The sequence below is a fragment of the Salinispora goodfellowii genome, from assembly GCF_059570675.1.
Genome location: NZ_JCANTD010000023.1, coordinates 51,188 through 67,674 on the forward strand (window position 1 = coordinate 51,188; position 16,487 = coordinate 67,674).

General features: G+C 70.7%; 14 protein-coding genes and 1 pseudogene. 7 read left to right on the forward strand and 8 right to left on the reverse strand.

The genetic code is table 11. The features are described from left to right. Positions 1-11 precede the first annotated feature (11 nt). Together T398_RS19495 and T398_RS19500 are read left to right on the forward strand one after the other, a co-directional pair. Positions 12-695 (forward strand): HAD family hydrolase, encoded by a 684-nt coding sequence (locus T398_RS19495; RefSeq protein ID WP_496448894.1) that lies wholly within the window; start codon positions 12-14, stop codon positions 693-695. After that, the gene (locus T398_RS19500) at positions 682-1,287 is read left to right on the forward strand and encodes an NUDIX hydrolase (RefSeq protein WP_496448850.1); all 606 of its coding nucleotides are present in this window, start codon (positions 682-684) and stop codon (positions 1,285-1,287) included. The genes T398_RS19495 and T398_RS19500 overlap by 14 nt, the downstream gene beginning before the upstream one ends. 10 nt (positions 1,288-1,297) lie before the next feature. Here the strand turns inward: T398_RS19500 and T398_RS19505 are convergent, their stop codons facing one another. Further along, positions 1,298-1,801 (reverse strand): nucleoside 2-deoxyribosyltransferase, encoded by a 504-nt coding sequence (locus T398_RS19505; protein ID WP_496448851.1) that lies wholly within the window; start codon positions 1,799-1,801, stop codon positions 1,298-1,300. Positions 1,802-2,024: 223 nt separating this feature from the next. Here T398_RS19505 and T398_RS19510 point away from each other — a divergent pair. The 5 genes and pseudogenes from T398_RS19510 to T398_RS19530 all read left to right on the forward strand — a co-directional run. Further along, positions 2,025-2,117: pseudogene (locus T398_RS19510) on the forward strand (thioesterase family protein); the annotation flags it as partial. A gap of 21 nt (positions 2,118-2,138) precedes the next feature. After that, a complete protein-coding gene (locus tag T398_RS19515; protein WP_496448895.1) occupies positions 2,139-2,615 on the forward strand; it encodes a thioesterase family protein in 477 nt (158 codons plus the stop codon). A 180-nt stretch (positions 2,616-2,795) separates the two neighbouring features. Further along, on the forward strand, positions 2,796-2,969 hold the full coding sequence (locus T398_RS19520) for a hypothetical protein (RefSeq protein ID WP_496448853.1): 174 nt from the start codon (positions 2,796-2,798) through the stop codon (positions 2,967-2,969). Then, a complete protein-coding gene (locus T398_RS19525) occupies positions 2,966-3,409 on the forward strand; it encodes a hypothetical protein (RefSeq protein ID WP_496448854.1) in 444 nt (147 codons plus the stop codon). Before T398_RS19520 ends, T398_RS19525 begins: the two co-directional genes overlap by 4 nt. Positions 3,410-3,510: 101 nt before the next feature. After that, positions 3,511-3,756 carry a DUF6244 family protein gene (locus tag T398_RS19530; protein ID WP_496448856.1) on the forward strand — a complete coding sequence of 82 codons (246 nt, stop codon included), beginning with the start codon at positions 3,511-3,513 and terminating at the stop codon, positions 3,754-3,756. An 88-nt stretch (positions 3,757-3,844) separates the two neighbouring features. Here the strand turns inward: T398_RS19530 and T398_RS19535 are convergent, their stop codons facing one another. The 7 genes from T398_RS19535 to T398_RS19565 all read right to left on the reverse strand — a co-directional run bounded on the left by T398_RS19535 (position 3,845) and on the right by T398_RS19565 (position 16,319). Continuing rightward, positions 3,845-5,836: a hypothetical protein gene (locus T398_RS19535; RefSeq protein ID WP_496448858.1), complete on the reverse strand. Its 1,992-nt coding sequence runs from the start codon at positions 5,834-5,836 to the stop codon at positions 3,845-3,847. Further along, positions 5,836-6,990: a 5'-methylthioadenosine/S-adenosylhomocysteine nucleosidase family protein gene (locus T398_RS19540; protein WP_496448859.1), complete on the reverse strand. Its 1,155-nt coding sequence runs from the start codon at positions 6,988-6,990 to the stop codon at positions 5,836-5,838. The genes T398_RS19535 and T398_RS19540 overlap by 1 nt, the downstream gene beginning before the upstream one ends. Continuing rightward, complete coding sequence (locus tag T398_RS19545; RefSeq protein WP_496448861.1) at positions 6,987-7,715, reverse strand: NUDIX hydrolase; 729 nt, start codon at positions 7,713-7,715, stop codon at positions 6,987-6,989. Before T398_RS19545 ends, T398_RS19540 begins: the two co-directional genes overlap by 4 nt. Before the next feature lie 212 nt (positions 7,716-7,927). Continuing rightward, positions 7,928-9,157, reverse strand: a complete 1,230-nt coding sequence (locus T398_RS19550) for a TIGR02679 family protein (protein ID WP_496448863.1) — start codon at positions 9,155-9,157, stop codon at positions 7,928-7,930. A 53-nt stretch (positions 9,158-9,210) separates the two neighbouring features. Then, on the reverse strand, positions 9,211-13,338 hold the full coding sequence (locus tag T398_RS19555; RefSeq protein WP_496448865.1) for a TIGR02680 family protein: 4,128 nt from the start codon (positions 13,336-13,338) through the stop codon (positions 9,211-9,213). 12 nt (positions 13,339-13,350) lie between these two features. Further along, positions 13,351-14,754 carry a TIGR02678 family protein gene (locus T398_RS19560; RefSeq protein ID WP_496448867.1) on the reverse strand — a complete coding sequence of 468 codons (1,404 nt, stop codon included), beginning with the start codon at positions 14,752-14,754 and terminating at the stop codon, positions 13,351-13,353. Continuing rightward, positions 14,751-16,319: a TIGR02677 family protein gene (locus T398_RS19565; protein ID WP_496448868.1), complete on the reverse strand. Its 1,569-nt coding sequence runs from the start codon at positions 16,317-16,319 to the stop codon at positions 14,751-14,753. The genes T398_RS19560 and T398_RS19565 overlap by 4 nt, the downstream gene beginning before the upstream one ends. Positions 16,320-16,487: the final 168 nt, after the last annotated feature.

Here is a 16,487-nt window from a genome sequence, read left to right on the forward strand (position 1 = left end):
TCATGCGAGTTATGAGAGCGCAGCAAGCACGCCGGAGACTGCTTGGCGCCGCCGCAGTCGTCTTCGACCTGGACGACACACTTCTGCGGAGCCGGGAGGCCAAATGGAACCATCACAAGGCAGTCGCCGCCCGCGTCTACGGCCTGAAGGTGACCGATGACGATCTGCTGCAGCACTGGGGTCGGCCGTTCGACGAGTTGATCACCAGTTTGTACCAGTCCGCGGCCTCCCTGGACGAGATGAGAGCGGCGAACCTGGCGCTCGAGCCGGAGTTCCCGAAGACAGCCATGGAGGGCGCGTTGGACCTAGTCGACCACCTGCTGCAACGTGGCGTCCACGTCGGCATCGTCACCGCTGCCAACACTGCGCCGGCGATCGCCGACCTGACGCGAACCGGCTTCCCCGTACGGAAGCTGCTGTTTGTGCACGGTGCGGACGTCACCGGCGCGCACAAGCCGGATCCGGAGGTGTTCGCTGTCGCGCGTGGCGTTCTCGCAGGCATTGGTGTTGAGGCCGCGCAGACGGTCTATGTCGGCGACGCGCTTATGGACATGGCTGCCGCGATCGATGCGGGCCTAGAGTTCGTCGGGGTCACCACCGGGCTCGTGACCGATGAGCAGTTCATGCGGGAAGGCGTTGACTGGGTGGATGGCCTTGACGAGCTGGTGAAGGTAGCGAGCCATGACCACGCTTGACCCGGCCCTCGTCGAGGGGACAGCCCCTCGGACGTCCTGCATAGAGTGCGACAGCGAACGACTCACGCGGGACGTGACCGGTTCCTACGTCTGTGCGGCGTGCCGCGCGCATCGACCGCGGGCGCTCATCATCGATCCCGCAATCGCCTGGTGGATCGCTTCGGACGGTGAGTACTGGCATGACACCGCCGGAATATTCGTACGGAACCCGGCCCGTCAGTTCCTGCTGTTCCGCCGGACCCGCTTTCCTTTCGGGCTGACCATACCGGCCGGCCACGTCAACGCCGGCGAAGCTTCCGCGTTCGCCGCTCGACGTGAACTGAGGGAAGAAACGTCGATTCAGGCCGAGGCGCTGCGGCCGCTGGGCGGGGTGGACATCATCGGTGATTCGTGCCGCCGGGGCGCCGACGCTCATCATTGGCATTGTTATTTCACCAACACCGGTGGCGACGAGGAGATCGTCATCAACGACGAGGGAGTCGCACCGGTATGGATGTCCCTGTCAGAGATCCGCAGGTCTGCGGATCTGACGTTCGCCGTGGCATTTCTGATCAAGCGCTATGCGTCAGACCTACGGTCCGCGCCATCCTGAAGCGGCGGCTTCAGTCGTCAACAGTGTCCCGCTCTTCTCGATCCGCTCGTACCTCGAGAAGGCGGGCTACCAACTCATCCACGTCGCCGACCACACCGAGGGAACTCTTCAGTCCCCCGATCACGAAGGCGTTGACCGCCCATGACTGGTTGTCGATACCGCTCTTGGTCGGGTCGGGCGCGGTGGCGAGCCGGATATCCGTCGCCAAGCCCAGGACGCCGTAATACTTGTCGGGATCCACGTGCGTCGAGAGACAATCCATCATTCCAGCCTCCCAATTCGTGCCAGAATCCTCGGCCACCTGACAGAGAAAGACATTGGACGCCAGTAGCTCAACGCAGTCCTGCCGATAGACTTCCTCAGCCGTGATGTCCGTGCGGGTCTTGTCGTTGATCGCATCATTTTCGTTCGGGCAATAAACGGCGAACCCGTGCTTCCGAAGCCGGGCAGTCAAGTCTACATTGAACAGGACATTCGGCAGATCAAACATTGGTCCACCCAAATAGATACGCACCTACGTCCTCCCGTCCGGAAAGCCTTGGCCACCGAAGTAACATACCGCCCATTCGGACAGGAGTAAACGGCGCGCACCGGCGCACGTACCACTCGCTTACCACCGACCACGTGGGACGATCGACGTGGACACGAGCGGGCCGGCAACCCTGAGAACCGGCGGACGGCGGCAAGGGTCGCCCGGATGGAGCGAATGATGCAGGAAAAAGAGCCATGGGTCGGCCGACCTCACCGTGGAGGTCGTCAAGCGGGGGCGGATCACCAGCACGGTGACAGCCGCCCTGGCGCAGGAGGGGAAGGAACGGCTGCGCCTCCTGGCCACCTTCGGAGTGCAGGGAATGCTCGACGGGACGGCGGTCTTCGCGCCAACTCCCCCTGAGATCCCCGAGCCGGACCAGTGCGCCGTACCCCCTCGGGCGGCTGCGGCCGCGCTGGGCGCCACGTTGGCGGACCGTTACGAGTACCGTGTGGTCCCGCCGTCGCGGTGGCTGGGCCCCGGGCCCAGGGAACCGAACCTGAACGCATGGATTCGGCTCGCCGACGGCAGCGACGTAGACCTGGTGTCGCTTGTGCTGTTCGCCGACGCCTTCCCGGCGGCCGTCCTCGAGGCGGTGGACGGCATGGCGCCAACCCTGGAACTCACCGTGCACCTGCGGCGTCAGCCCGCGTCCGGGTGGATTCAGGCGCGCACCAGCAGTCGGATGCTCGCGGGTGGCCTGGTGGAGCAGGACGTGGAGTTGTGGGACTCACGGGGACAGTTGGTGGCCATGTCACGACAGCTGATGACCCATGTCGCCATAGCGGGGTCATCGTGAACCAGTTGACCGGTTCGCGTCGAGAACGGGTCGTTGACCGATGGACGTTCTTGGATCGGGTATCGGCTACCAGGGTGAGACTCCGATCGCCACCTGCTTCATGCAGGCGATGGCCTGCGCCGCAACGGAGCGCGGCGTACCTCCGCTGATCCGGAGGTGCTGTCCCGTTTCGTCAAGGAGGTGACCGAAAGCGACGGGGTGGTCGACGTCACCTACCGGGTAAAGTCGGCAGTGGCCGCCCATCGGCAGGAGGAGCGGCTGCGTCAGCTCACCGATTCGTTGCGGAAGCGGTGGCCGGTCGACGTGAACGAGGCCCGGGTCGCCGACATCATCGAGGCCGAGGAGTCGTCATGAATGTCGCTGCCATTGTCGGCGGAGTGCTCGCGCTGTTCGTCATCGTGGCGGCACTGCTCTACCTGAGCCGACGGCGGGGCGCCCCGCCGGCCCTCGGCCGGTCACTGCGGCTGGTCGCCCTGGGGTTGACCCTGGGAATCGTCGTCGCCCTGCTGCCCGACACCGTGTCCGACAACGGCGCCGCCACCGGCTACCTGCTGGGTGTGCCGGTGGTCGCGGCCCTGCTGCCCCTCGCCGCCGACCTGGCCGGCCGCGCCGTCGGCGCCACGACGGCGCTGTGCGCGCTGGTGACGCTGGCCTGGGGCCTGCTCCTGGGGCTCGGCGACGGGGTCTACATCGTGGTCCCGGCGCTCATCCTCGGCGCGGCGGCAATCGCATCGATCACCCCGCGGCGTGGGCTGCCCGTCCGCGAGCGCGGCGATCGTCCGGTCGACGCCTGACGGTCCCGACGACACGTGTCCTGTGCTTAGTCGCACGAGATCCGCAGCAGGGTGGTGAAGCGCTCGGCCTACGCCCGCACGTCGGCCGCCATCGCGCGCTCATGCTGCGCGTACACCTCCTCGCCGGCCGCGGCCTCCCGGTTGGCACGCAGGTTGTCCAGCCACGCCTCGCAGGTACGCGAGTAGTGGTTGGCGTCGACGCGCACCGACACCACGTCGAAGATCCGCTCGGCCTGCACGATCTCAAGCAGGTCCTGGTACTGGTCGTACAGCGCACTGGCGAGGCCCGGCAGGCCGTCGAAGGGGCGATCACGCAGGCCCGGCAGTTGGGGTCGTCGGGAAGCTGACGAGGGCTGGCGGTCATCCACCGTGAAGGTGCACGATTCAGATAGGTCGAATACTACCAATCTCGGCAATAGGATGACTCGTCCTGACCTAATCGAGCAGCCCGCGTATGGCGCCGGCGAGGTTGGCAAGCCTTTCGTCGGCGCGGTCGCGTCGGTGTTTGACCCATTCCTTGCCTTCGGCGGCGACGCCTTCGAGGACGTGCAGGGTGTGACTGAGCCCGGCAGCGTCTAGCGATAGCTCAGCGATCTTGGTTGGGTTCTCGTCGTGCTGGACCGTCCCGTTGTCAGGATCGCTCACTCGGATTGAGATGGGTTCTCCGTTGAACAGAGTCAGCTCGAAGGTCTGCCGTCGGGTGGCGATGCCGTCGATCCGTACGGCGGCGACGGCGTCGAAACGATAGTTGAGCCGTTGCGTGGTGTGGCTTGCGGAGGTTTCGAAGTCGAGATCGATGTTGACCTGCCGGACGCCGTCCTCGGTGAGGAGAAACAGCAGCAGGCGATACCGGGAGTACCGCCATGGCCCTTGCGGATAGCGGGCCTTCTTGCATGAGGGTGCCGGCGCCTCGATGAAGGCGTGTGCGATTACCTGGCTGGGGCGGAGTCGGTATTGCTGCATGGCCTGGTCGACCAGGACTTTGCGGTCGCTTTCCAACCAGGTGGCCATCTCGGTGTCCGACGGCTTGCCGGACAGCTTGTGGCACCACCGGTGGTATGCCGCCCAGCGGGCCGTGTCCTTATCGTTGCGTTCCGCATGGTCGTCGGCGACCCTGCGATGCTCGGCGGCGATCCGAAACGACGAGCGCACCGCCGGCACCGCGGACGCCACCGCGAGCAGGGACCATCCTGTGCCGGACAAGGGGGCGCTGGTCACGACCGCAGGAACGGCCCAGAGGCTCCCCGCTGCGAGGAGGGCCAGTCCCCCGACGTGGAGGGCCATGGTCCTGACAGGGTTGCGCAGCTGCTGGCGGTACGCCGTCAGCGTGTCTCGTTCCCATTGCCCTCGGACATCTCCCACCAGGTGTCGGACGAGCCAGGCGACCCGTTCGGCCTCGACGCGCTGTTCCCGGTAGAGCTCGACCGCCTCGTCGCGGAGGTGCCGCCGGATCCCCGCCGTCTGGTCGAGCCAGTAAGCTCGGTCGGTTCCTTCCGGCACGTACCGGCGGAAGTAGCGGTCGAAGAGCCGGTCCACCTTGCGGGCGAAGCCTCCCGGTGGTGCATCTCGTCGCCACTGCCGGGGTGGACGGATCTGGGCTTCCTTTGCGCGCAGCCGTGCCCCGCGGTAGTACCGGTCCGCCCCACCGACGCAGAACGCGGCCAGTCCGACCAGGGCGGCGAGTAGACCGAGGAACGGGTCTAGCGTGCCGCGGGCCGTCACCAGCACGATCATCTGCACTACGGCGAGAGTGAACATGGCCGCGCCGGTACCGGCGCTTAGCCAGTCACGCAGCGCAACCGCAGCGGGTTGTACCGGTAGGGTCCGAGGCTGCGCGGGTGTGGGATGAAAGAACTTCCAGACGCGGTTGAATCGGTCCTCCGCTATACGCTGCAAGTCCGCCTGGGCGACGGACTTCCGCCACATCTCTTCTTGCATCGCGCCTTCGAGTAGCGCCTCGAGGTGGCCGTAGATCCCCTCGCGTTGCGGTCGGTTCAGCGCGTCGATCTCTTTGACCACGAGATCCGTCTCGGCGGCGCTGACGGGGGCCAGGAGGCGGATGATTACCTTCAACCCCGCAGTCCACTCGTCATGATCATCGAGGTGGGGCAGGCTGGCGCAGACGGCGGTGAGGCGATCCAGTTCCTCGGGGGCGAGTTGGCGCAGGGTGCGTCCGCTCAGCAGGGCAATCAGCCGGTAGAACTGGACCTCCGTGGTCACATACCCACCGGCGACAGCCTCTTCAATGAGCCCGCGCGCCTGATCACGAACTCGCGCGTCGAGATACTTCAGCGCGAAGGCGAACTGCTCCTCCGGACTCGGGTTTGGCGGCAGGCGGTAGAAGTTGACGTCACCGTGAACTACGCCTGCCTGTATGTCGACGTGCGCATCTCCTTGGGCGACGTTGGCCGTGGTTGGAGTCGTCATCACAGGTCCCGCACCAGGGCGATGATCGCCGCGAGCCGCGCGGCCAGCTCGGACACGTCGGCTACCAGGCCCCGCAACCGCTTGAGCGCGACGATCAGGCCGCTCTTCTTCTCGGCTGTGCCTGCCGGGACGCAGGCCGTCGCCGCCTCCAGTTCCGACTCGGCCGCGGCGTAGGTTTCTTCGTCCAGCTGTCCGTCGAGGCGGGCCTGCTTAAGGTGGGTTCGTAGGTCTGCGATGCTCGCAGCCAAATCGATCGGCTGATCGGCGCCAACGCCGACGGTGACGTTGCCGTAGATCTGCCCGGCCTGCACCCCGACGTGGGCGTTCCCGGTGGCGATGTTGTGGTTGGTCGTCGGCATCGTGGGGCTCCCGTCCCGGTCCGCGCCGCCTCGGCTGGCCGGGCCGTCGATAGTCAGTTCTCGCGCCAGTGCGGTGGCGAACGCGGCGGCGTGGCGTGCGGCCTTCGGTTGCCAGTCCTGTCCGTCCGTGGCTGCCTTGCTGCCGTCGGCGTGGTCGCTGATGCCGCGCACGACCACCACGGGCAGGGCACGGTTGAGATGGCCCGCCTGGGCCACACCGGCCGCTTCCATCTCGATCGCTACCGCGTCGTTGTAGTGCTGGCGGATCCAGCGGGCCTGTTCCGAGATTCCCGAGTCCTGCACCACTTCTCCCGCCGCAATCGGCCCGAAGTGGACTTTGGGCGCTGCGCCTACGGAAAGACCACGGCGCCACGCGGCGGACCTGTCGACGTGGTGGGCGATCTGGTCGGCCTCGTGGGGGATCTCCCACGCCTTCGGTCGGGCCTTCAAACCGTCGTCCTCGCTGGTGCCACCGTGGTAGGCGTAGATTTTGCTGGCGACGACGACGTCACCGAGTCGGATATTGGGCCAAAGGCCACCGGCGACTCCCACGAACAGCACAGCGGCCGGGGAGAACTCGGCCATCGCCCGCTCGGCGAGCACAGCGGCCGGATGATTGCCCTTACCGACCAGCCCCAGGGCGACCCGGCAGTCGCTCTGGCCGATCCGGCCGGCCTCGAAGCGGGTGCCGGCGGGGTGCCACCGTACACGTAGGTCGGTCAGTTGGTCGCGGACCGCTGCGTATTCGAGGTCCAGCGCCGTGAGGATCACGACGAGACCGCTATTCGTGCTCACGCTGTCTCCCTCTCTGCCTGGCTGAGGGGTTGGATCATCGGAGGGTGCAGAGTCGTACGGGGGCCGGGACGGAATAGCCGAGCGGGACGCCCACCGTCGGTCTTGCGACTCGGCCCGGCGGGGACGATGAAGCCGTCCACGCTCTGCACTTTCCGGTAGAAGTTCCGCGCATCGAGCGGCACGCCCCACACCGCCTCGTAGACGTCCTGAAGCTCCGAGATCGTGAAGGTCGGACCACAAAAGGCGGTGGCAAGCGCCGAGCGCTCCAACTTCTCCCGCGCACGGTCGACCCCATCGGTCAGGATCTGCTCATGATCAAAGGCGAGCTGCACGTCACCGGACAACGCCTGCGCCACCGGGATCCAACACGCCCGGGATGCGTCGGTGCCGGCAACCGGCTCGGGTAGCCGAGGGGCAATGGCCAGGTAAGCCGCGGAGACCACCCGCCCTCGGGGGTCACGATCCGGCGCACCGTAGACGCCAAGTTGTTCCAGGTGCAACTGATCCGGCCCCAAACCCGCCTCCTCGGCAAGCTCTCGATGGGCAGCCGTCACGAGGTCTTCCTGCTCGTGGCCGAGGAAGCCGCCAGGCAGGGCCAAGGCGCCCTGATAGGGCTCAACCCCACGCTCGATCAACAGCACATGAAGGCAGGACTCCCGCAAGGTAAGGATGACGAGGTCAACCGCAAGAAGAACGGTCGGCGGAACCCAACAATCGTCAGACATGAATCGACCATAGACTTATTGTCACTCTGACAGGAAGGCCGCCGAGTGTCGGATTTCAGCGCCCGCGCACACGGCGGGCTTCTAGAGTGCGCTCATTTTGTTCGCGACCGGTGACCCGCTGCAGATCCACCGGCCGCCACCCGGCCGCGTGAAAAGCCCGCAGTTGCTCGTCGCGCTCGATCAACGCCTGCGCCCGCGTCGCTTCGTCCTGCCTACCCGGCTCCGGCAGCGTGCAGGTCGGTGATGAGCTGGTCGAGCAGCCGTTCCTCCATCACCGCTCGGCCGGTACGTCGCATCGACTCGCCCAATGCCTCGTCCCATGGCGTCCGGATGGGCGTACCGAGTAGGGCCGTGCCGGTATCTGCTGCCGGTAGGTAGTCAGCCGCGGTCATCCGCCATGGGACCGCGCCCGGATACCGTTGGAGAGCCGTCGCCGTCAGTCGTACGCCGGTCCAGTCGAAGTCGTTGCGCCACCGGATCACCGCTCCCGGGGCGGCGTGCAGCAGTGTGTGAACGGCGGCCGACGGCACTCCTTCGGTGCAGATCAGTGGTGGGGCCTGGGCCCCGAGCGCGGTGGTGGCCGCGCGGAGCACGGCGGGGTTCTCGCAGACGTAGACCTCGCCGCAGGTCAGGGCCAGTGGTGTCAGGCGCAGTTGGTGCAGGGTGACCCGGATCGGCACGCCGGCCTGCGCGGCCTCGGTGAGCCACCGCCCGAGCAGGCCGCCGGTGGCCGGTAGGTTGAGCACCAGCACCTGGCTGGCGAGGTCGTCCGGGACCAGACCGACTGATTCCCATAACGCCCGTTCCCGCTCGCCGTCGACCGGGGTCGCCGCCTGTTGCCAGGCGGCGACGGCTCGGAGGACGAGCCCGCGCAGCGGCCCTTCGGTGAGGGCCTTCGTGTCATCCAGCACCCGGTCGGCGAAGACCGGTATCGGCTCGTCTGCCGCGGGCAGCGCGTCCAAGACGCGGATCACGTCCGCGAACGGCAGTCCGGTGCGGACGACGCGGGTGAGGGTGCCGTCGCGGCGCAGGCCGTCGAGCCAATCGGCGTACCAGGCGGTGCCGGCGTGCCGGCCGTCGTGGGCCGCGGCGAGGACGGCGTCGCGGGCCACCGCCTCGCGTTTGGCGTCAGACGGCCGGTTGCGCAGTGGTGCCGTCGTGGTGAGCACCTCGATCAGCCTGACTCCGTGTGCGGCGCGTAGGTGCTGATCGACGTCGGCGAGTCGGATGCTGAGTCGGGCCGCGGCGGCGGAGCGGTGGGTGCCGGTGATGCCGATGATCACGAGGCGTTCGTCGTCGGTGGGGGTGGAGATCGTCACGGTGGTGTCGAGCCGGCCACCGGTGCGTTCCAGGCTGCGCCGGGCGGACGCCAACAGCCGCCGCCAGCCGGGCTGCTCGACGAGGTTCGCCGGACCACCCGGCCGGTCCCGTCCGGGCGGCACGAGCGACGGGTGTGCAGCCGAGGAGTCCGACGGCGATTCGCCGCGCCCGTCGGTCATTCGTCCGCGAGGTCGAGCAGGAGGCCGGTCCGGTCGGTGTCGTCCGGGCTACCGGGGGTACGGCGGGTCTGCGGGGAGCCGAGCGCACGGGCCAGGGTTCCGTCGAAGTCAGCGATGTTGGTCGTGCCGTCCCAGACCAGCAGCACGGTGGACACGGCGTGTTCCACGGCGGAGTGGGACAGGTCGTAGTGGGCGGCGCCGCTGACCGCCGGGTGGGTGGCCCAGAGGTCGTAGCCGGTCATGAACAGGTCCAGGTCGAACTGTTTCGCCAGGGCCATCAGCTCACCCCGGCCGGTGTCGTCCACCCCGGCGAACGCCTCGTCGAGGCCGAGCAGCCGGGGTGCATCGGGGCGGGCCGAGCCGAACAGCGCGTTGGCGGCGGCAAACAGCGGCAGGTGCAGGGAGACCGACTGCTCGCCGCCGGAGAGTTGGCTGTGTCGGGCCCGGGTCAGCGCCTCCGTGCCGCCGCCGGGCCGGTGCAGGGTGAACGCGAACGTGCGCCACTGCCGGTAGTCGAGGACGTGGCCGAGCAGTTCCCGGTAGGGCCGTTCGGGCGCGGCGGCCCGCGCCATCTTGATCCGGGCGGCGAAGTGCCGGCGCATGGCGGTGAGCTGGGCCGGCCCGAGCCGGGCTGGGTCGCGTTCGAGGAGCTTGCAGACGTCGCGTTGCTCGGCGTCGAGGTCGTCGGCGAGCCGCCAGCCGACGCCGACGGTGAGCCCCGAGGACATGCGTCGGGCGCGCATCTGGCTGTCCATCGCCGCCACCAGGTCGCGGGCCTCGATGGTGCGGTGGTGGATCTGTCGGGCGAGTTGCCCGAGCAGGGCGTCCTCCAGCACCCGCTGCTCGGAGTCGGTCAGCAGTTGTTCCTGGTCGCGCCGCTCGCGGGCGATCCGGTCGGCGAAGTGGGCGACGGGGGTGAGGCCCTGTTCATCGGCGACCCGGACCACGATCACTCCGTCGTCGGTGTCCCACTCGGGCCGGTGGTCGAGGCCGGCGGCGGGTAGCTGCGCCTGCAGGTCCGTCAGCGCGGTGGTGAGCCGGGTGGCGCTCTGCTTCAGCGATGTCTCGGTGGGGCTCAGCTCCCGGGTGACGGCGAGGACCGCCTCGTGCAGGGCTTCCACCTGCGGATGCAGTTCGTCGTCCGGGCTCTGCGCCGGCCAGCGCAGGTCGGTGGGGCAGCGCAGCAGGCCCAGCAGGTCCGGCTGGGCGTACGGGCGCAGCCGCTGGGCGTCGTGCTGCGCCTCGGCGACGGCGGCGACCAGGGCCTGCTCGCCCAGCTCCACCCGGGTCAGCGCGGCGACCCGCCGCTCCCGGGCCGCGCTGAGTTGGGTGCGGGCCTGGTCGACGGCCTGTTCCGCTTCGATGATCGCGTCGGCGGTCCGGGCCACGTCGGCCAGCACCCGTTCCGCCTCGGCGCCCACGCTGTCGCGCAACGTCCGGTACGCCTCCGCCTTCTCCTGGTGCCGCGCACGGGCGGTACGTGCGGCCTCCGCCGCGGCGGTGAACCGGTCGACTGCCTCGTCGTGCCGCTGCCGGGCCTGGTCCTCCTGCTCGGCGGCACGCGCGGCGGCGGTCCAGGCGCCCTCCAGGCGTACCCCTCGCTGCTCGAAGCGGCTCACCGCTTCGGCGGTGTCGTCGAGCCGGTCGGCCGGCAGCGACCGCTCTGCCGCGCTCCGGCGCAGCGCGGCCGCGGCGGCGGCCCGCTCGGCCAGGGCCTGGTCGAGGCGGGCGGCGGCAGCCGCCCTGGCCTCCTGTCGGGCGCGCAACGTCGCGGCGGCCCGGTCCAGCTCGCGCAGCGCCGTGTGGACCGGTGCGGGTGCCGGCAGGTGCGCGGCAGCCGCGTCCACCGCCGCCAGCAGCGCCTCGACGGACGCGCGGCCGCGGTCCACCGCGTCGAGGTCGGCGTCGATGACGGCCAGTAGCCGCTCGCACTCGGTGACTCGGGCGGCGCGGCGGGCCGCCCGGGCGGTCGCGCCGATGTACTCGCAGGAGACCTTGGCGAATCGGCCGGCGGTGACGCCCTGGGCGTACCGGCCGTCCACGCCGATGGTGACCGGCGAGGTGTCGGGCGTGGCCACGCCGGCCAGCGCCACCGAGGTGAGCACCTCGGTGATCCGTGCGGCGGGCACGTCGTCCTGTTCCTCGGGAGCCAGCACGTCGGCGAGGGTGGCCCCGGCCGGCCGCCGGTGCGGCGGCAGCGGCAGCAGGTAGCCGTCGAGGTCGTCGCCGGCCAGCGCGGTCGTCGCGGTCCCGGGATCAGGGTGCAGCCAGGCGTCCAGCAGCCCGGCCGCGTGCAGCGCCGCCTCGATGGCCGCCGCGTCCGCGCCGGTCACCCCATCGGCGAAACGGACCAGTCGCCACAGCGGCGCGCCGGGTCGGCCGGCGCGTGGCGCGGGCCGGGTCACCGGGGCGGGTGGGGCGTCGTCGTGCTCGGCGGCGATCCGGTCCCGTTCGGCGGCCACCTCGGCCCTCCGGTCGGCCAGCGCCGCCCGCTGCGCCGCCGATGCCGCGAGCCGGTCCCGCCAACGAGCCACCGCCGTGGCCGTGGCGTCGGCGTACACCTCCCGCAGGGTCCGCGCGCCCGGCTCGCCGATGGCGTCCACGGCGGCGGCCAGCGCATCGATCAGCTCCGGTTGCGCGATGTCGGCCAGCAGCCCAGCATTGCCCTGCGCCCACTGCTCCAGCTGGGCACGCAGCCGGGCGCGGGCCTGCGCGACGGCGTCCTCGGCGTGCCGCTCGGCCTGCTCGGCGTCGGCGGCGGCGGCCGTGGCGCCGGCCGCGTCGGCGGCGGCCCGGGCGTGGTCCCGGTCGGCCTGGTCGTGCCGCGCCACCTGTGCGCGGACGGCGCGCACGTCGTCGCGGCGGGCAGCGGCCCGGGCGGTGATCCGGGCCGCCAGGCCGTCCGGGGCGGCGTCGCCGGCACTCCAGGTGATCCCGGCTGTCTCCGCGTCGAGCAGGAGATCGGCGGCGAGCCGGTCGGCCGCCGTCCGGGTGTCCCGGGCCGCGACCGTCGCCCGTTCCGATTCGGTACGCCGCCGCGCCACCGTGCTCTCCTCGGCGACGACGGCCTCGCCGGCCTGCCCGGCCGCCTCCGCCAGGTCGTGCACGTGCCGTTGCAGGTCGGCGAGCTGCTCGTGGGACTGGTAGGCCGCCGATGCCTTCAAACTGTCCAGATGGGCGCGCAGCCGTCCCGGCTCGCCCTCGATGGCCCGCAGTCGCTCACCCGCCGCGGACTCCGCCCCCGCCGCCGCGTCGACCTCGTGACGGGCGTCGCCGAGTGCGGTCGACCGGGTGGCGACCGCGTCGCGGCGGGCGGTCAGGGCGTCCGCAGCGGCCCGTGCGTGGGTGCGCAGATAGGTCGAGTACACCGTCAGGAACGAGGCCGTCGCCGCGTCCGCCGCCACCAGCCCCTCGAGGGTACGCGCGACCGCCTCCATGTCGTCGAACGAGCGGGCGGCCTCCACCAGCAGGTGGTCCTCGACCGGGCGCAGCCCCCGTTGCAGGGTGCGGGACAGCTCGACCGGGTTGAGGTCCTTCGCCAGTTGCGGCTTGCGCAGGGTCAGCACCAGGTCCAGCAGCTGCTCGTAGCGGGCCGGGCCGAGACCGAACAGCCGGGCGTCAACGAGCTGCCGGTAGTCCTCCGCCGAGTCCCGCACCGCCTCGGCGCCCAACCGGTCAATCAGGTCGCGGCGGTTCAGCGGCCGGTCGTCGGCGTCCAGCAGAGAGAAGTCCGCCCCCACCCGACCGTCAACCACGAAGTGCCAGCGGGTGACCCGGTCGACGTGCCGGTGTGCCCGCAACCCGATGCCGACGGTCACGTACCGCTCGCCGTCGGCGAACTCCATCCACACGTACGCGTGGGTGACCTCCTGCCCCCGGTAGAGCAGGTTCGACTTCATCGTCCGGTCCTCGCTGGCGAACGGATTGAGCCGGCGCGGCTCGATCCGCCCGTCGAGGACGAACGGGAACAGCACCTCCAACGCCTTGGTCTTGCCGGAGCCGTTGGGCCCGCGCAGCACCAGCCACCCGTCGACGAAGCTGAACTCCTCGTCCCGGTAGTCCCAGAGATTGATGATCCCGGCCCGGGTTGGGGCGAACCGACGGACAGCGCGTTGCTTGATCACGATCAACTTTCCTCAGAACAGGGCTTCGGTGGTCGTCACCCGGGGCTTGACCGAGGCGACGGTGTGGCGGTACCGCCCCACCAGCGGCCGGACGAGCACCCCGCCTGGCACGGCGGTAACCGCGCCGAACCGTTCCAGCAGCGCGACCGCCTCGACCCGCAGCCGGTCCGGGTCGGCGTGCCACTGGGACCCGAACGCGGTCCCGTACCGCTGGAGGATCTCCCCGACCGCGGTACGCAGGAAGCTGTCGGTGATGAACGGCAACCGGCCGGCGCCGCTGGCGCCGGCGGCCTCGTCGTGCTCACCCCGCTCCTCGGCGGTCCACGGCTCGTCCGGGCCGGCGTCGTCGAGGCGTACCAGGGTGGCGGTGGGCAGGCCGAGGTCGATGTCGCTCGCCAGCGCCTGCTGCCGGGCGTGCCCGTCGGGCGGGGTCAGCCGCTTGACCCGGCGGCCGTCGGGGTCAGCCACCCGGTCGGCCATCTCCACCGCCAGCAGCACCGCGGCCTGCGCCACCGAGCCGGTGCCCGGGAACCGCTCCCCGGTGAACCCGGCGGTGTCCACCAGCAGCACGCCCTCGGCCCGCCGTTCCACCCGCAGGCCGGTCAGTCGGGCCAGGTCGGTGGCGAGCGCGGACCCGCGCAGATGGTTGGCGACAGCTGGCTCGACGTCGGTGTGGTAGACCACCGGCGACTCCACCACCGTCCGCCGGGCCGCCTGGGCCGCCTGCCGGCGCTCGGCGTTGCCGCTGCTGCTCATCGCCCGGTCCAGCAGCGCCGACACCGAGTCGACGTGCTGCAGCACCCGGGTCGGCCGGAACAGCGCGAACACCACGTCCCGCGCCACGTCGTACAGCGCCTCCCCGGCGCCCGGGTCACTGGCCCAGGCGGCGCTGGAGCCGTCGGCCAGCCGCAGCACGCCCCGTTCCTCCAGCCAGCCGACCGCGTCCACGAACGCCCGCCGGTCCGGGCCGTGGTCCGGATCCAACCCCAAGCCGGTGATCCGGTTCGCGTCGCCGGCCACCGAGTCGGCCAACTCGCTGAGGGTGATCTGGATCCCGGCGCGGCCCAGCACCGCCAGGCACAACGACAGGTACGCGTAGCGCTGCCGGTCGAACGGGCGACCGGTGCGCGACACCGCCGGCTGGGTGCCGTCGAGCCGGTCCTTCGCCCGCACCAGCCGGGCCGTGGCACCGTGCAGCTCCAGCCGGTACCCGAACGCCTCGGCGAGATCCCGGCGCAGGGTGGCGGAGAACCGCCGTACCCGGGGCAGCGACCGCTCGTCGGGCCACGTCGCCGTGATCAGCGGGTGGCGCAGGACCAGCCGGACCGCCCGCTGGTAGTCCGCCAACTCCAACTCCGGGACGTCGACGGCGAACCGGTGCGCCGCCGGCCGAAGCGCGCCCGACCCGGCGGTCACGCCGGCACCAGCTCGGGTCGGCGGACCGCGGTGTGCTGCGCCCCGGTGACCGTCAACGCGTACCCGTCGAGATGCAGCCGGCCCTCGGCGGTGCGCACCGTGGTGAACCGACCCGGCGTCGGGGTGAGGGCCAGCCGCACGCCGTGCGCGGCGGCCGCCAGCGGCACCCCGGCTCCGCCACCCACCCGGGCGGCGAGTGCGATGTCGAGCAGGCGCAGCAGGACCTGCGTCTGCGACCCGTCCAACCGGTGATCGTGCACGCCCCCAGCGGCCAGCGCCGTCGCCGCGTCGGCCCACCGGCGCTCCCGGGCGAGCTGCTCGCCGCGCAACCGGTGCCGCCGCTCGTCGACCCGGTCCAGTCGAGCCGGGCGCCCACGGCCCTGACCCGGCGCTCGGCCGGTGGTCACCAGGGTGCGGGACAGCTCCACCGCCGGCGCCTCCCACCACGACAACCGGCTGGCGATCGCCTCCGGATCCGGGTGCGCCACCCCGGCGTGGCGCGGAGCGCCGAGCCCGAACACGACGTCGAACAGGGCGTGCGCGGCCTCCTGGGTGCCGGTGTGGGTGAACCACGCGGCCAGGTGCCGCAACTGCGACTCCCGGCTCACCCCGCCGCGTCGCGCCTCGGTGACCCGGCGCAGCAGGGCGAGGACGTCACCGATCGCGGCGATGGTGGCGTCCGACAACCGGTCCGCCTCGCTGGGCTGCTCCGGGCCCGGCGGCGCCAACCACGACCGCAGCCCCGCCCAGCGCCGCCGCCAGTCCTCCAGCCGCTGCACCGGGGTGTGGAACAGCCGCTCGTCGGCCTCGGCGGCGGCCTCGATCAGCCGGTCCAGGCCGGTCGTCTCCACCTCGTGCACCGCCGCGCGCAGCCGGGGCGTGTACCGCTGCAACTCGTCGTGGAAGTCCCGCAGGTGAGCCAGCAGCGCGTCCTTGTGGGCGAGGAACGCCTCCGGCCGCACGTCGTTGGTCCGCCCCAGGTCACCCAGCATGTGGTAGAAGCGGGCGGCCCGCTCGGCGATGTCGGCCAACGCCCGGTCCAGCCGGTTGAACTTGCGGTAGACCTCCTCGGCGTCCCCGGCCTCGTTTGCCGCGGCGAGCGCGTTGAGGTCCGCCAGCAGGTCCGCGAAGACCAGCCGGGACAACGTCGAATCGTCCATGCTCGCCGACAACACCGCCTCCACCGCCCGGTGCGCCCGGTACCCGGCCTCGGTGAACTGGTACACCGAGTGCCGGTTGCGGTACTCCGCCAACGTCGTGGCCCGGGAACTGTCCTGCCCCCGGTCGAGCACCCCCCACTCCACCAGGGCATCGAGCAGCCGCGGCAACTCCAACCCGGCCGGATCCGGGCAGGCGGTGTCCGCCTCGTGCAACGCCGCCAGCGCGGCCACCACGTCGGAGGTGTGCAGCACCACGTGGTAGTTGGACCGCGCCGAGTCAAACGCCCGCAGCAGCCACAGGTAGGCGAGCCGGTTCTCCGCCGTCACGTAACCGAACAGCCGCATCCGGTCGTCCAGCCCGAAATCGTCCAACCCGAACGTGGGCCTGGATGGCTGCGCGGTCATCGTTCTCCTCCACGGGACGCGAACGGCTACTCACCCTACCCATCCAGCCCCGGAGGGCGGCGAGGCGCGCGAGGCACCAAGGATCGTGGAACCGGCGTCACGGGCTGCTGCGCCTGGTAAGTGCTGTGGCCCGCAGCACTGGCCGGCGCGGCCGGTAGCCCCGAGATC

Bases quoted from the DNA above. Each gene is read 5' to 3' on its own strand.
- T398_RS19495 (WP_496448894.1), top strand. From the start codon at position 12: ATGAGAGCGCAGCAAGCACGCCGGAGACTGCTTGGCGCCGCCGCAGTC.
- T398_RS19500 (WP_496448850.1), top strand. From the start codon at position 682: ATGACCACGCTTGACCCGGCCCTCGTCGAGGGGACAGCCCCTCGGACG.
- T398_RS19515 (WP_496448895.1), top strand. From the start codon at position 2,139: ATGCTCGACGGGACGGCGGTCTTCGCGCCAACTCCCCCTGAGATCCCC.
- T398_RS19525 (WP_496448854.1), top strand. From the start codon at position 2,966: ATGAATGTCGCTGCCATTGTCGGCGGAGTGCTCGCGCTGTTCGTCATC.
- T398_RS19530 (WP_496448856.1), top strand. From the start codon at position 3,511: ATGCTGCGCGTACACCTCCTCGCCGGCCGCGGCCTCCCGGTTGGCACG.
- T398_RS19535 (WP_496448858.1), bottom strand. From the start codon at position 5,836: ATGACGACTCCAACCACGGCCAACGTCGCCCAAGGAGATGCGCACGTC.
- T398_RS19545 (WP_496448861.1), bottom strand. From the start codon at position 7,715: ATGTCTGACGATTGTTGGGTTCCGCCGACCGTTCTTCTTGCGGTTGAC.
- T398_RS19565 (WP_496448868.1), bottom strand. From the start codon at position 16,319: ATGACCGCGCAGCCATCCAGGCCCACGTTCGGGTTGGACGATTTCGGG.